Consider the following 15,113-nt stretch of genomic DNA (forward strand, 5'->3'; position numbering starts at 1 on the left):
CTTTTTCTTTTTCTTTTGAAAATTAATATACAATAGTGTCCGATGCTATTGGTGGAAGTTGATAATTGCCAAAAACAACGGTAATTTTTGAAGTATTCAAGGAAGTGTTCTTAGGTGTAGCTTCCGTATCGTGCAAATAGAGCTTTTGTAAGTTTTTTAGTTTGTCTAAAACTGCTAGCTGATTTGCCTTGATGGCCGAGCTTGTTAGGTTTATGGATTTTAGATGCTCCAATGAAGTTAAAAGTTGAAAGTCCTTTCCGGTAACAGCAGTATGGTCTAAAGAGAGGATGGTCAGGTTTGGTAATTGGGCCAGTTTGGAACAAATGGCATCGGTAACTTTTGTATGTCCCAAATCAAGTCTGGATATCTGTTCCTTAATGGGTAGTAACAATTCAAAATCGGCATCTGTAAAATCGGGTTTATTAATGCAGGAAGCACTCAAGAAATGAGAAGAATTACTTATTTGATCAATATGTACACCAGACTGTTCTATAGCTTTAATCTGTTCTTGGGCTACAGCAGCTATTTCTATGTTGGGGTGGTCAAAATCCTCTTTTTGAGGGAAGAAAGAAAGAAAAAGAGTTTTTTCAAGACCGGATTGGGCTATGGTTTTATCAAAAGGTGCGTCCGCATCTATCCAAGCACGTACCAGTTCTATCTCTTCTTTTGATGGCTGTGTTTTCCCTTCGGGAGGCATATGGTCATCATTATCCATAGGCAGTACGAGCCTCGTGAACAGCTCACTTTCCAATGCTTTTGAGGCTTCAATAATAGCACCGCTCTCTCCACCGTTTAAAATACCTTCCTTGGAATGTAATAGGAGTTCGCCTTTTGTTTTTTTAGGGTTATGACAACTTACACATTTGTTGTTCAATATAGGTTTTATTACATCTTCGTAGAGTAGTGCATCTTGCCAATTGGTTTCGTTTAGGCTAATTTCTTTCTCTTCAAAAGTTTCATAACCTAAAGCTGATTTTATAGAATTAGGTAACGGTTCGATCAAATACGTTTCGCCATGGGTAATATTCCCGCCTTGGTGACCTGTAAAGGATATCAATATAAAAAGGGAAATACCCCAACCGACTGCCGGGAGCTTCGATAAGAAATCAAAAACTTGAATTCCCTTTAACTTGGCATACATTAAAAAAGATAACAGGGCAGTCGCAATGCCGGACCATAAATGCCATTTTACCGTATCAAAGGCATACCCTTCACCCAAATATTGTAAGTAACCTGTAATGCAGGCAAGGGTGGCGGTAATACCGGCCCAAAGGAAAATAATGGAGATTGTTGCGGTGTTGTCTTTTTTCTTTCGATCGTACCATTGCAAAAGGAGCCCCATAAGTATGAATCCTATTGGTAGGTGAACCACAAGCGGATGTAACCTTCCTAGAAGTTGTTTAAGAACGTCCATACAAATAGCTTAATTTATGTTGAAACGTTCTTTTAATAACTTCATCATGTAAACGTTTGCTTTCCATTGGTCGGCTACGGGTAATTGGGTGTAGGGTAAAGTGGGCATATAGTCTGCGGGGCCAAATTCGGTAGTAATCGTAAAAACGTCTTTGCCTTCCCATTGTTTTTTAATAATTTTTTCCCAAATATTCATATGGCGCTCTACAGCTTCTTTCCATTCGGGGGCTTCGGGGTCGTTTACCTGTGGGCCTTCGGCATGGCCTACACGCGCATGAATATGGTGCGACCGATTGATGACTTCTTGCAATTCTTCTTCCTGTCCCTGTAAAAGAGACTCATGAACCACCATCCAATGGCTAATGTCCAGATTCAATTTTAGTTCTGGAATGGCGGAAAGGTATTTTTTTGTGTCGGGAAGACTAAAACTAAAACACCCACGGTGCGTCTCATGATAAATAGGAATATTATGCGTTTTGGCTATTTTGTTGGCAGCATCTATAAAGGCCTTGTTCTGTTCAAAAGTAAAAAAATCACTTCCCGTGTGGCAATTGATGTAGACAGGGTTCCAAGAGACCAGTGTTTTAAAATGCGTGGTGAATTGCTTTAAACTTTCCTCAAAAGGAACGGATTTATTGGTGCCGTTTAAGAAACCGACTTTTAAATTGTATTTCTTTAAGGCGATTTTTAACTCGTTCTGACTTTTTTCATCTCTAGGAAACCATGTTTCTATACCATCGTAGCTTGCAGTTTTTGTTTTTTCGCAGAAGTGATCCCAAGAAACCTGTCGGCCCCAATCGGTCTGAAAAAATTGCAATTTTTTTTCTTGAGAAAACCCTAAAATTGAAAACAATAGGATAATGAGGGTAAAGGGTACTTTCATGAATGGTTTGGTTTAATGTTAGGTTGATGTTTTAATTACTCTAGGCTAGAATTTCTTTGATGATATTCCCTTCAACATCGGTTAGTCTAAAGGGTCTACCCTGAAATTCATAAGTAAACTCTTCATGGTCAAAGCCAAGTAGGTGTAAAATAGTAGCGTGTACGTCATGGACCGATACACGACCTTCAATTCCCGAGAATCCAATATCGTCCGTTTGTCCGTGAGAAGCTCCTTTTTTGATGCCTCCACCGGCCATCCACATGGTAAAGGCATCGCCATGGTGGTCACGCCCTTTAAAAGGCATTTTTTTGTTTCCCCTGTTTTCTTGCATGGGCGTTCTACCAAATTCGCCACCCCATACAATTAGAGTATCGTCTAGGAGTCCACGTTGTTTTAAATCCATGATCAGGGCGGTTAAAGGTCTGTCTATTTGCGTGCATTTGTTTCGGAGTCCTTTATCAATAGATCCGGAACGAATTACACCATGGCTATCCCAGCCCCAATCGAACAATTGAACGAAACGTACACCGTCCTCAACCAATTTTCTAGCAAGTAGGCAATTATTCGCAAAAGACTCTTTACCCGGTTCCACACCGTACATTTCTTTAATATGTTCAGGTTCGTTATTGATGTTCATGACTTCCGGGACCGCTATTTGCATGCGATAGGCCATTTCGTATTGGTTGATACGAGCCAGAATTTCCGGGTCTGCGTACTTGGCGTACTCCTCCTTGTTTATTTTGGTAATGGCATCAATAGTACTTTTCTTCAAGTCTCTAGAAATTCCATCGGGGTCTTCAAGATAAAGTACAGGGTCTCCTTTAGAGCGGCATTGTACCCCTTGGTAGACCGAAGGTAGAAATCCGCTTCCCCAGACACTTTTTCCGGCATCTGGAGTGTTTCCGCCGGAGGTCAAAACAACAAAACCGGGTAGGTTCTGGTTTTCTGAACCTAAACCATAGGTAGCCCATGAACCAATACTAGGGCGACCTAAACGCGCGCTACCCGTATGCATAAAAAGTTGTGCGGGGCCATGGTTGAACTGATCGGTATGCACTGCCTTTAAAAAGGCGACATCGTCTACTACCTTTTTAAAATGGGGCATAAAGTTCGAAACCCAATTACCAGATTCTCCTTCTTGTTTGAATTCGGCCTGTGGTCCCATTAATTTTGGAGTACCTTTAATAAAGGCGAATTTTTTCCCGGCCAAAAGGGATTCTGGGCAATCTTGACCGTCTAGTTTATGTAAAGTTGGTTTGTAATCGAACATTTCCAGTTGCGAAGGTGCTCCCGCCATGTGCAGGTAAATAACCGATTTTACCTTAGGGCCATAATGAGGAGCCAAAGTTGCCAATGGGTTAAGATCACGCTCGGAAAAAGTAGAGGCTGATTTTTTGCTCTGCTTGGTTAACGGGTCACACCCCATAAAAATGGAACTTAGTGCCAATCCGCCCAGTCCTTGGGCACAACTTTTTATAAAGTGTCTTCTTGTTTTTTCTTGTGTTTCTCTAGCCAAGTGTTCTTGAACCAGTTTTTCTATTTGGTCTTTCATGGCCTATACTTTTGTTAAAAATTCATCTAAGTTCATAATGGCGTTGGCCACGATGGTAAGGGCACCGAGTTCTACCGTTGGCTTTTCTTCAAACTGAAGAAATAGTTCATAAGCTTTGCTATTTTTATTGAATTCCGCTAAGGAGGTGCGGTAGAGGGTTTTTAGCGCCTCTAGCCTGTTGGGACTTATTTCTTTAAAAGTTGCTCTTTTATAACTTAGGGCAATACTTTGGTCAATATCATTTTCTCTGTAATTGTTTTTCGCCAAATGGTAAGCAGTTTCCAAATAAACGGGGTCGTTCAAAGTAACCAGAGCCTGTAACGGGGTATTGGTAACCGTTCTTCTAATAGTAGCAACCTCGCGGCTACCGGCATCAAAAGTCAAGAAAGAAGGGTAGGGGCTTGTACGCTTTAAAAAGGTGTAGATACCCCTGCGGTAGCGATCTTCGCCTTTGCTTTCAATCCATTGGGCATCGCTGTAAACGGTTTGCCAAACGCCATCGGGCTGAGGTGGCATTACTCCTGGGCCGTTCATTTTACTGCTTAATAGATTGGATACGGCCAAAGCTTGGTCCCTGATCTGTTCCGCTCCCAAACGCATTCTAGGGCCACGGGCATAAAGTTCATTTTCAGGGTCTATTTCATACATTTCAGGGTTGCTTTCTGAACTTTGGCGGTAGGTGCCGGACATCACAATTTCTTTTATCAGCTTTTTCATGCTCCAGTTGTGTTTGTTCATAAACCGTAGTGAAAGCCAATCTAACATTGCAGGATGTGAGGGCGCGTCCGATTGAGAACCGATGTCTTCTACGGTAGATACAAGGCCTCTGCCATAGATTTGGTGCCAGACTCTATTTACAAGTGTACGTGCTGTTAAAGGGTTTTTCTTGTCTACGATCCATTGCGCAAGACCCAAGCGGTTGGAAGGCCAATCTGTGTTCCAAGCATTAAGGCTCTCTGGGGTGCCCGGTTCTACGGTATCGGTTTTTGACATCCAGCTGCCACGATCAAAAACTTGCGTTGTGCGCTTCATGTAATCTGGATTTTCCACCATAATAGGTACCGTTGGTGTTTTCACGTTAAGTGCCTCCATGAGATTGGTTCCTATTTCTTTATATCCGTTTTGACCTTCGCCCGGTAAATCGGGAAGAAACGCTACCCAATACAAATTCATAAGATTTGCTTCTTTCTTGGTATTGGCGTTATGGGTTTCGATATAAATATCGCCCTGACGGTCTATTTTTTTAATAGGAAAACGGGCCGTGGTATTCTGTTTTTGTTTGTTGATGGTAAATTCACCAATAATGGGACCCTGGGCATTCTTTTCACGAATGATCATTTTTGTTCCGTCATAATGCGAACGATAGTTGAGGTACACATAACCGGCATTGTTGGTGTATCCGTTTTCTATGATGCAGTTTCCTTTGTCCCAAAGAACTACCGAAGCATGATCATCGTAAGAACCATTGTTGATTTCCTTGAAAAAATGCGATTTATAAACAGGTTCTGTGAATTGCAGAAAATTCTTGTAGGTTCTGGCCTGCGCTTCACCTCCATGTGTTTTGGCCCAATTGATTATCCTGTCTACTTTTTGCTGTTGTTCGGGCGTATAAAATTTGAGAACGGGAGATTCACCGGGCGTGTCTTCGTCTCGCGAATTGTTGAAAAAGGCCATCAATTTATAATATTCCTCATACTTGAATGGATCATATGGATGGCTATGACATTGCACACAGCCCATGGTGGTGCTCTGCCAAACCTCAAAAGTGGTATTCAAACGATCAATAACGGTAGCCACCCGATACTCCTCATCATCAGTGCCGCCTTCATCGTTGTTCATTGTATTTCGGTGGAATGCCGTTGCTATGAGTTGGTCGGGAGAAGGGTCTGGTAATAGGTCTCCCGCTAATTGTTCAATGGTAAATTGATTGTAAGGAAGGTCTCGGTTAAAAGCTTCTATGACCCAATCACGGTATCTCCAAATACTTCGCTCCAAATCTTTTTCATAACCTTTGGAGTCTGCGTACCTAGCCAAATCCAACCACCAAGTGGCCCATTTTTCACCGTAAGTCTTTTTGTTAAGTAAAGTGTCTACCAAGCCTTCATAGGATAAATCACCAGACTCAAAACGATTGAGCAATTTTTGACTAGGCGGAAGCCCCACGATGTCTAAGGATAGCCTTCTGGCAATTATATTTTTTTCTGCGGAAGGATTGGGTTGTAGTTCTTTTTCGTTTAGTCGGGCAAGGATAAAATGGTCAATATCATTTTTTACAAAACTGGAAGCACTTTCAGAAGCAAAACTCGCTTCCATATTGACTTTAGGAACTTCTACTTTTTGGGGAAGTGAATACGCCCAATGTTGCCCCCATTTAGCACCTTCGTCTATCCAGCGGGTCAATAGCTCAATCTCTTCGTCTGTAAGCTTGGGTTTCTCGTAAGGCATGCGAAGCTCCGGGTCTTCTTCATGAAGTCTTTTTATCATCTCACTACCCGCGGCATTACCGGGTATTATAGCCGCTACGCCCGATTCCGTTTTGGCAAATGCTTCATTTTCAAAAAGAAGACTAAAGCCGCCACTCTTTTTAACACCGCCATGACAAGTAATACATTTATTGTTGAGGATAGGTTTTATTTGAGTGCTAAAATCAACTGGAGGGGAGGATTGACAAGCATTGAATAGTACTACACTAATTACCATGGAAAGATACTTGAGGCAATTATGTAATGAATTTTTTTTCATAACCGGGTGTTGTGTTCAGCTCAAAATAGACTTCAATATAGAAAACTTAAAAAATTAAGACCTTGGAAATCTACGCAACGTGTGCAACATACTTTGTATTGAGTTAAAGGCTATTCATAGAAAAATCCCCCAAAGCCTAAATTCAAACAATGAAAATTAAAAGAGGAGAATTACCAGTAACGTAATAACGTATTTAGCATTAAAGGTGCTTTGTAGTTGTTAAAATATGAAAAATAAGAAGATAAAATAGAGATATAAACAGTGAATTTGTGATTTAAGATTGCAAATCCGTAATAGGCGAAAAATGGGTCAAACGAAAAGAGCCAATTCATCTAGATGAATTGGCTCAATTATATAAAGTGAAGTAAAGTTTTACTGTTTTAATTGTACTGTTTTATTGTCACCATCAACAACAACGGAAGTAAGTCCGTGTTTTGATAATGCCTTCATAGACTTATCCCATTTTTTACCGCTTAGTCCGGCTTTGGTCTTCAGTTCTGCCAAGTCCATTTCACCAGTAGGTTTTAAAAGGGCAACAATTGCTTTTTCCTCATCCGTAAGTTCAACCGCTTTTTTCTCCGGTCTCATTTGCGGGAAGAACAATACCTCTTGTATAGAAGAATTGTTGGTCATAAGCATGACCAAACGGTCTATACCAATACCGATACCGGATGTTGGTGGCATACCGTATTCAAGGGCACGCAAGAAATCCTGGTCAATGAACATAGCCTCATCATCTCCTTTTTCGGATAATTTCAATTGCTCTTCAAAACGTTCACGTTGGTCAATTGGATCGTTTAGCTCAGAATAAGCGTTAGCCAATTCCTTACCGTTTACCATTAACTCAAACCTCTCGGTAAGTGCAGGGTTATCTCTATGTTCTTTGGTAAGCGGACTCATTTCTTTTGGATAGTCCGTAATAAAAGTAGGCTGAATGTAATGATGCTCACATTTTTCACCAAAAATCTCATCTATCAATTTACCAACGCCCATGGTTTCATCCACTTCAAGGCCAAGTTCTTTTGCTGTAGCACGAAGTTCTTCTTCGCCCATACCGGCAACATCTTTACCGGTGTGTATTTTTATAGCTTCAAGAATCGGTACACGGGCATAAGGGGCCTTAAACTCGATTTCGTTTTCGCCAACCGTAACTTTGGAGGTTCCATTGGCGTCAATAGCTATTTTTTCCAATAACTTTTCGGTGGTGTCCATCATCCAGTTGTAATCCTTGTAGGCAACGTAGAGTTCCATTACGGTAAACTCCGGATTGTGGGTACGGTCCATACCTTCGTTACGGAAATCTTTTGAAAACTCGTAAACACCGTCAAATCCGCCTACGATCAATCTTTTAAGATAAAGTTCGTTTGCAATACGCAAATACAAAGGAATATTCAACGCATTGTGGTGCGTTAAAAACGGCCTTGCAGCGGCACCACCTGGTATAGGCTGTAAAATAGGGGTTTCTACTTCTAAATAACCAGCGGCATTATAAAATTCTCTAATACTGTTCGTAATCTTGGTACGCTTGATAAAGGTTTCTTTTACCTTAGGGTTGACCACCAAATCTACATATCGCTGGCGGTATCTCATTTCCGGGTCGTTAAACTCATCGTACACATTACCTTCGGAATCCTTTTTAGGTAATGGCAACGGACGTAACGATTTGCTTAAGAGCGAAAAGTTTTTGACCATCACGGTTTTTTCGCCTACTTGTGTAGTAAAGAGTTCCCCTTCAATACCTATGATATCACCTATGTCCAACAATTTTTTGTAGACGTCATTGTAAAGGCCTTTATCTTCACCGGGACAGATTTCGTCTCGGTTAAAATACACCTGTATACGGCCTTCACTATCCTGCAACTCGGCAAAAGAAGCCTTGCCCTGAATTCTTCTGGACATTAAACGACCTGAAATGACCACCTTTTTACCCTCCTTGTAATCAGCTTTAATGCTCTTTGATGTAGCATCAACAGGGTATAGTGCAGCGGGGTAGGGGTTAATGCCCAATTCGCGCAATTTGGTCAATTTTTCTCTTCTAATAATTTCTTGTTCCGAAAGTTGCATTTTTTACTATTTAAGGCTGCAAATATAAGCTATAGGTGGTTTACTATATGCATGATACAATATGAAATTACAAGCTTGGCACTTTGTTTGTTACGAAGAATGAGTTGGAGAGCGGTAAAATTTAAAATTACTGAGTTCTTTTTGCTCCGTATTCTGTAACAAATTGTAGATATAAGCGTCAAAGAAGTACATCATCAATCAATAAAATTATATCAAAAATGAGTTTTTTACGTGTTTTACTGGCAATCATCTTTCCTCCGCTTGCGGTCATCGGAAAAGGTTGTGGGTCCTTTTTAATTGTTCTACTTTTGACCTTCTGTGGCTGGGTACCTGGTGTTATAGCTGCATTGGTTATTTTGAACAACCCCAATTAAAATCCAAACTATGAAATTTTTTAGAGCATTGGTAATCGTGTTCATTACCGTTTTATTTGTAGCCTGCAATTTTACGGAGGAAATACATTTTAACGAAGATGGAACGGGTAAGATGAACATTGGCTTTGACGGAAGCGAAATGCTCCAAATGTTACCTTCAACAGATTCTACCAAGCTGGAAGAAGTTATAGATTCTACTTTGGTCTTTAAAGATTTGCTACGCGATAAAAAGGATAGTATTGCCCAATTGTCTCCTGAACAGCAAGCTCAATTAAAAAAGTTAGAGCCTTTTAGCCTTCATATGTTGGTCAATGCCGAAGAAGGAGTCATGAACTTTGATATGTTTACGGACTTCAAGGACGTTTCCGAAATTAACGATGCTTTTAATGCTTTTCAAAGTGCAAGTAGCATTGGTCCGGCGGCAGGAAGTAAACCCATGCCAAAAAATTCCGCTAACGAAGCTACGGAAGTTAGTTATAGTTTTAAAAAGAACAAATTTAAGCGTTCCGCAGCTATTGTGGACCAAGACTTGTTCAAGCAAAGTATAGATAGCCTTTCAAGTGCCGAAATGTTCTTGTCCGGTTCTACGTATACCTTTAAATACCATTTTCCCAAACGGGTAAAATCTACCAATGTGGAGGATGCCACATTTTCAATGGACGGAAAGACCATGATCTACGAGGTTGGTTTTATGGAAATGCTGAAAGACCCGGAGGCTATATTGATCGAGGTAGAATTAGAGAATTAGGACATTACCTTTTCATATCTTTGTAGCATGAACAAGAAGGTCTATTTGCAGGATTTAGGTTTAAAGGATTATAAGGAAACTTGGGATTACCAAGAAGCCCTGTTCAAGGAGACCGTAGATTTAAAAATAAAGAATCGAAGGGGACAAGCCAATGAACCCACACCCAATCATTTTTTGTTTGTAGAGCACCCACATGTTTACACCTTGGGCAAGAGCGGCGATTTTGCCAACCTCTTGATTAGCGAGGAAGAACTAGCTGCAAAAAACGCAAAGTTTTATAAGATCAATAGGGGAGGAGATATTACGTATCACGGCCCTGGGCAGATAGTAGGTTACCCTATTTTAGATTTGGATAATTTCTTTACGGACATTCACAAATACCTGCGATTTTTAGAGGAAATGGTCATTCTTGCTTTGGCTGAATATGGTTTGAAAGCCGAACGCTCCGAAGGAGAAACCGGAGTTTGGTTGGATGTAGGCACCCCGTTTGCTAGAAAAATCTGCGCCATGGGCGTACGTGCCAGCCGCTGGGTAACCATGCACGGGTTTGCTTTAAACGTAAATGCAGATTTAGGGTATTTTGATTTAATGATTCCCTGTGGCATAAAGGACAAGGCCGTTACTTCTTTGAATGTAGAATTAGGGAAGGAAACCGTTGATATGGATGAGGTTATGGGAAAGTTACAAAAACATTTTGAAAGTCTCTTTGAGGCAGAGTTGATAAAGGAAAAAACCAGGGTGTGAGCCGTGGTTTTTTCCTTTAATCTTAATCAAAAGCCCATACATCGTTCATGTAACGATCTTCACTTGAAGAGCCTCCAATGACCCATAATTTGTTGTCAAAAACAGCGGTGGTATGATAAGTTCTTCTTGAGAAAGAAGCCGCATCAGTAGCTTCTGTCCAGGTGATGCCGTCGTCGCTGTACCAAACGTCATTTTTGAGTGTTCCATCATAACCCGCAATGATCCATAATTTGTTGTCAAAAACAGCGGTGGTATGAGACTCTCTGGCCGAGAACGGGGCCGGAACGGTAGCCTCGCTCCAGGTAACCCCATCTGCGCTGAACCAAACGTCATTTTTTCTAGATGTTGCATCAATTCCTCCAATGACCCATAATTTGTTGTTAAATACAACGGTATCATGAGAATCTCTGGCGGAAAACGGAGCATCTGCCGTAGCTTCGGTCCAGGTAAACCCATCGGTACTGAACCAAACATCATTTTTGAGCCTTCCATCATTGCCCCCAATGACCCACAATTTGTTATCGAATACAACTGTGGTGTGATAATATCTGGCGGAAAACGGGGCATCTGCCGTAGCTTCGGTCCAGGTAATGCCATCGGCGCTGTACCAAACGTCATTTTTTCTAGATGTTCCGTCAATTCCCCCAATGACCCATAATTTGTTGTCAAAAACAGCGGTGGTGTGAATACTTCTTGCGGAAAAAGGGGCCGCATTGGTAGCCTCGGTCCAGGTAAGACCATCTGCGCTATACCAAACATCATTTTTATTTGTATCGTCATAACCACCAATGACCCACATCTTGTTGTCAAAAACAGCAGTGGTATGACTAGACCTTCCCGAGAAAGCAGCAGCAGCGGTTACTGGGGTGTTGTCAAATTTTAGCCCCCTTACGCTAAATGCGTTAACCGTGCTGTTCATCGTGGCATTTTCGGGATCCTTGGCTACCACTTTCCAGTAATAGAAGTCATAGGTATGCAGGCGCTCTGTTACTTCAAAAGAGGTACTGGTAAGGTCTGCCGTGTATAGTTCAGTAGGGTCTTCTTCTTTGCCCAAATACAGGTCGTAGGTGATGGCATCCCCATCTGGGTCTGTAGCGGCCTGCCAACTAAAAGTAGGGTATACGTCTACACCAACGGCACCGTCCGTTACCCCGATCAAATTAAATGGCTCGGGTGCGAGGTTAGCAGGTTCTTCCTCTTCTTCTTCTTCGCTAGGATTTTCCTCCTCTTTGGGTTGTTCTTCCGCAGCCGGGGGTGGAGCTTCTGGCCCATCGTCTTTGGAACAAGCGGCGTTTAGTAGAAACATACCTAACAGTAGAACGAGATAGAATGTTGATGGTGTTTTCATAATATTTTTTTAGGGTGATACGTTTAGTTTCACTTTAATGGTAGCCGAAAGTAAAGGTTAACATTAGGGTGTAAAAAAACCACGGCGTGAGCCGAGGTTTTTTCCTTTAATCTTAATCAAAAGCCCATGCATCGTTCATACGGCCATCTTCACTTGAATAGCCTCCAATGACCCATAATTTGTTGTCAAAAACAGCGGTGGTGTGCGATGATCTTCCCGAAAAAGGGGCCGTACTAGTAGCCTCGGTCCAGGTAAACCCATCGGCGCTGTACCAAACGTCATTTTTGCGTGTTCTATCATTTCCTCCAATGACCCATAATTTGTTGTCAAAAACAGCGGTGGTATGCCCGCGTCTTCCCGAGAAAGGGGCAGCACTGGTAGCCTCGGTCCAGGTAAGCCCATCGTTACTGTACCAAACGTCGTTTTTATAGGTTCCATCATATCCCCCAATGACCCACAGCTTGTTGTCAAAAACAGCGGTGGTGTGCCCATATCTTCGCGAGAAAGGGGCATCTGCCGTAGCTTCGGTCCAGGTAATGGCATCGTTGCTGTACCAAATGTCGTTTTTAAAGGTTACGTCATAACCTCCAATGACCCATAATTTGTTATCAAAAACAGCGGTGGTGTGTCTAATTCTTTCGGAAAAAGGGGCCGCATTGGTAGCCTCGGTCCAGGTAAGACCATCTGCGCTATACCAAACGTCATTTTTATTTGTATCGTCATAACCACCAATGACCCACATCTTGTTGTCAAAAACAGCGGTGGTATGATTAGACCTTCCCGAGAAAGCAGCAGCAGCGGTTACTGGGGTGTTGTCAAATTTTAGCCCCCTTACGCTAAATTCGTTAACCGTGCTGTTTGCCGTGGCATTTTCGGGATCCTTGGCCACCACTTTCCAGTAATAGGTTTCATAGGTATGCAGGCGCTCTGTTACTTCAAAAGAGGTACTAGTAAGGTCTGCCGTGTATAGTTCAGTAGGGTCCTCTTCTTTGCCCAAATACAGGTCGTAGGTGATGGCATCCCCATCTGGGTCTGTAGCGGCCTGCCAACTAAAAGTAGGGTATACGTCTACACCAACGGCACCGTCCGTTACCCCGATCAAATTAAATGGCTCGGGTGCGCGGTTGGCAGGTTCTTCTTCTTCGCTAGGTTTTTCCTCCTCTTTTGGTAGTTCTTCCGCAGCCGGGGGCGGAGCTTCCGGCCCATCGTCTTTGGAACAAGCGGCGTTTAGTAGAAACATACCTAACAGTAGAACGAGATAGAATGTTGTTGGTGTTTTCATAATATTTTTTTTAGGGTGATACGTTTAGTTTCACTTTAATGGTAGCGGAAAGTAAAGGTTAACATTAGGGTGTAAAAAAACCTCGGTTTGAGCCGAGGTTCTTCATCTTTTGGGGGTAAAAAAAAGCATGCCTTTGATACTTCTTTATAACGGATGGCTAACAGATTCGAATCTTTACTTATGGTTCACGATCAGTTTTTAACATCTTCTGATTTAGCATCATTTAACATCTTACTGACCTTTGCTTTGAGTTCTTCTTTCTTTGTGGGGTCGTTGCCTAAATCAATTATTTCGTACTGATTACGAAGGGTCTGTTTCATCTCATCCGAGATATCCATGTTTTTTATCAATTCAAGATAGTTTGTCGCATCGCCTACCGGGTTATCCGCTCCCGCTCCCATCAGATTAAAAACTTCACCAAAGACCTTTGTCTGCTCGTCTAGAAGGTTCATTTGTTTAGTGGTATCTGTCTTTGATTTGTCTTGGGTTTGCTGCGCTTGGCAAAAAGTAGTTAAGCCAAGGGCGACTATTGTAAGTGTTAATTCAATTGTTTTCATTGGTTTTTGTTTTGAACTGTTATAAATTGTTTAGTATGTTGTTAAAGAAAATCACATCAAGTTCTAGTGTCAAAATTGCTATAGCATTCTTGATGTAATTTTAGATAAAGTTTCTCTTGAATGTAACCGAACGGAAACGTGAAATTTATCCTAATACATAGCCTTTTTATAATAGATACCTTATTGATAGTAATCTGTTGGCGTGATAATTAAATGTGGGTAGGCTATTTGATCTAGTTCTAGTTCCCATACCAATGTTTTGGCAGGGATATTCATTAAAACAATATTTGCTTTGTTGTCGTCAGGTACAATGTTAAAAAGTAATAGGTGGTCATCAAAAAAATAATGCTTTGTTGATGAGGCATTCCATTCTTCAGTAATGGGGTACGTGAAAGAATCTAGTTCTTCCCCACTAAAAATATCGAGAGTTTTGGTAACAATGGCCGTACGCTCTTCTTTATAGCTAATGAAAACTGTGTCGTCTGATATGTTTATAGCCGACGGGTACTTTCGGGAATAACTATGTTCCCAAATAAGCTCTCCGTCGTCTTTATTAATACTATAAACTTTTTCGTCACGAGAGTAAAAAATGAATTGATTACCAGATTCATAACCTCCAAGAATATTGGGGCTTCCGGTATTGAATGTCCAATTTTCATTCAAATCGGCATCCATAGAAACAACATTATTACTCCAAGTCATAATGATTATCGAGGAGGAACCACCGACCAATTTTGATACTCTGTCCGTGAAAGGTATTCTTTTATCAATATGGCCATCAACGGGGTCAATACTCAAAATTTCCTGGGTGCTTGAGCCTAAGCTCAATTCGGTTATTATTTTGTTTTTGTAAAGGGTCATTCTCTTTACCTCATTACTAAGCTCTACAGTCCAACGAACATCGCCCGTCTCAAGATTTAATGCATCGAGATAAAAGTTTGAATTATAGGTTGTGCTATTAACTGTTCTATAGCTTACCAAAACCGTGTTTTTATGTATTGAAGTGGCGCCAATTTCATAAAACTTGTTGCTGTCTTTTGCATAATCTTTGGACCACATCAGCTCTCCATTAAAAGTGCCTTTGCGCAATACCGTTTTTGTTCCGGAATGTTCCCCTTGAGTACAAATAAAAACACCATCAAATTCATTACATTTAAAAGAATCTAGCGTAGTTAGGGAGTTGATTTGCCGATTGTCTTTTAAGTCCAATTCCGTAAAAAGATTGCTGCTGCTTATCCAAAGACTGCCTAAGATATTTTCTATAGGTGCTTCTGGATCTTCAAAATTGCTGTCATCATCTTTTTTGCAACTTAGAGTAACAAAGAGAACTAGAAGCATTACTAAGAGTGGTTTAAAGGTTTTCATAATAATTACAATATTTGTTTGACTTTTATGTAAGGGCTTTG

General features: G+C 41.2%; 12 protein-coding genes. 3 read left to right on the forward strand and 9 right to left on the reverse strand.

Features of this window, described 5'->3' with window-relative positions:
• Positions 1-22: 22 nt before the first annotated feature.
• From H9565_RS05415 to lysS, 5 genes are all read right to left on the reverse strand, one after another.
• Positions 23-1,414, reverse strand: a complete 1,392-nt coding sequence (locus H9565_RS05415) for a c-type cytochrome domain-containing protein (protein ID WP_215438158.1) — start codon at positions 1,412-1,414, stop codon at positions 23-25.
• 9 nt (positions 1,415-1,423) lie between these two features.
• On the reverse strand, positions 1,424-2,296 hold the full coding sequence (locus H9565_RS05420; RefSeq protein ID WP_215438159.1) for a sugar phosphate isomerase/epimerase family protein: 873 nt from the start codon (positions 2,294-2,296) through the stop codon (positions 1,424-1,426).
• Between the two features lie 40 nt (positions 2,297-2,336).
• Positions 2,337-3,848: a DUF1501 domain-containing protein gene (locus H9565_RS05425; RefSeq protein ID WP_215438160.1), complete on the reverse strand. Its 1,512-nt coding sequence runs from the start codon at positions 3,846-3,848 to the stop codon at positions 2,337-2,339.
• A 3-nt stretch (positions 3,849-3,851) separates the two neighbouring features.
• Positions 3,852-6,590 (reverse strand): PSD1 and planctomycete cytochrome C domain-containing protein, encoded by a 2,739-nt coding sequence (locus tag H9565_RS05430; protein WP_246560306.1) that lies wholly within the window; start codon positions 6,588-6,590, stop codon positions 3,852-3,854.
• Positions 6,591-6,962: 372 nt separating this feature from the next.
• Positions 6,963-8,654 carry a lysine--tRNA ligase gene (gene lysS, locus H9565_RS05435; protein WP_215438161.1) on the reverse strand — a complete coding sequence of 564 codons (1,692 nt, stop codon included), beginning with the start codon at positions 8,652-8,654 and terminating at the stop codon, positions 6,963-6,965.
• Positions 8,655-8,872: 218 nt separating this feature from the next.
• On the opposite strand from lysS, the gene H9565_RS05440 reads away from it, so the two are divergent.
• The 3 genes from H9565_RS05440 to lipB are packed head-to-tail and all read left to right on the forward strand — an operon-like array spanning position 8,873 to position 10,520.
• The gene (locus tag H9565_RS05440; RefSeq protein WP_215438162.1) at positions 8,873-9,028 is read left to right on the forward strand and encodes a YqaE/Pmp3 family membrane protein; all 156 of its coding nucleotides are present in this window, start codon (positions 8,873-8,875) and stop codon (positions 9,026-9,028) included.
• Between the two features lie 10 nt (positions 9,029-9,038).
• Positions 9,039-9,776, forward strand: a complete 738-nt coding sequence (locus H9565_RS05445) for a hypothetical protein (RefSeq protein ID WP_215438163.1) — start codon at positions 9,039-9,041, stop codon at positions 9,774-9,776.
• A gap of 27 nt (positions 9,777-9,803) precedes the next feature.
• Entirely contained in the window at positions 9,804-10,520 is a 717-nt protein-coding gene (lipB, locus tag H9565_RS05450) for a lipoyl(octanoyl) transferase LipB (protein ID WP_215438164.1), read from the forward strand.
• Between the two features lie 22 nt (positions 10,521-10,542).
• On the opposite strand, the gene H9565_RS05455 is transcribed toward lipB, so the two are convergent.
• From H9565_RS05455 to H9565_RS05470, 4 genes are all read right to left on the reverse strand, one after another.
• The gene (locus H9565_RS05455) at positions 10,543-11,868 is read right to left on the reverse strand and encodes a Kelch repeat-containing protein (protein WP_215438165.1); all 1,326 of its coding nucleotides are present in this window, start codon (positions 11,866-11,868) and stop codon (positions 10,543-10,545) included.
• Between the two features lie 112 nt (positions 11,869-11,980).
• Positions 11,981-13,150 carry a Kelch repeat-containing protein gene (locus tag H9565_RS05460; RefSeq protein WP_215438166.1) on the reverse strand — a complete coding sequence of 390 codons (1,170 nt, stop codon included), beginning with the start codon at positions 13,148-13,150 and terminating at the stop codon, positions 11,981-11,983.
• 191 nt (positions 13,151-13,341) lie between these two features.
• A complete protein-coding gene (locus H9565_RS05465; RefSeq protein ID WP_215438167.1) occupies positions 13,342-13,707 on the reverse strand; it encodes a hypothetical protein in 366 nt (121 codons plus the stop codon).
• Positions 13,708-13,887: 180 nt separating this feature from the next.
• Positions 13,888-15,045 (reverse strand): PQQ-binding-like beta-propeller repeat protein, encoded by a 1,158-nt coding sequence (locus H9565_RS05470; RefSeq protein ID WP_215438168.1) that lies wholly within the window; start codon positions 15,043-15,045, stop codon positions 13,888-13,890.
• Positions 15,046-15,113: the final 68 nt, after the last annotated feature.

Source organism: Zobellia russellii (assembly GCF_018728565.1).
Lineage (GTDB): Bacteria > Bacteroidota > Bacteroidia > Flavobacteriales > Flavobacteriaceae > Zobellia > Zobellia russellii.

Bases quoted from the DNA above. Each gene is read 5' to 3' on its own strand.
- H9565_RS05445 (WP_215438163.1), top strand. From the start codon at position 9,039: ATGAAATTTTTTAGAGCATTGGTAATCGTGTTCATTACCGTTTTATTT.
- H9565_RS05415 (WP_215438158.1), bottom strand. From the start codon at position 1,414: ATGGACGTTCTTAAACAACTTCTAGGAAGGTTACATCCGCTTGTGGTT.
- H9565_RS05430 (WP_246560306.1), bottom strand. From the start codon at position 6,590: ATGAAAAAAAATTCATTACATAATTGCCTCAAGTATCTTTCCATGGTA.
- H9565_RS05425 (WP_215438160.1), bottom strand. From the start codon at position 3,848: ATGAAAGACCAAATAGAAAAACTGGTTCAAGAACACTTGGCTAGAGAA.
- H9565_RS05440 (WP_215438162.1), top strand. From the start codon at position 8,873: ATGAGTTTTTTACGTGTTTTACTGGCAATCATCTTTCCTCCGCTTGCG.
- H9565_RS05465 (WP_215438167.1), bottom strand. From the start codon at position 13,707: ATGAAAACAATTGAATTAACACTTACAATAGTCGCCCTTGGCTTAACT.
- lysS (WP_215438161.1), bottom strand. From the start codon at position 8,654: ATGCAACTTTCGGAACAAGAAATTATTAGAAGAGAAAAATTGACCAAA.
- lipB (WP_215438164.1), top strand. From the start codon at position 9,804: ATGAACAAGAAGGTCTATTTGCAGGATTTAGGTTTAAAGGATTATAAG.
- H9565_RS05460 (WP_215438166.1), bottom strand. From the start codon at position 13,150: ATGAAAACACCAACAACATTCTATCTCGTTCTACTGTTAGGTATGTTT.
- H9565_RS05420 (WP_215438159.1), bottom strand. From the start codon at position 2,296: ATGAAAGTACCCTTTACCCTCATTATCCTATTGTTTTCAATTTTAGGG.
- H9565_RS05455 (WP_215438165.1), bottom strand. From the start codon at position 11,868: ATGAAAACACCATCAACATTCTATCTCGTTCTACTGTTAGGTATGTTT.
- H9565_RS05470 (WP_215438168.1), bottom strand. From the start codon at position 15,045: ATGCTTCTAGTTCTCTTTGTTACTCTAAGTTGCAAAAAAGATGATGAC.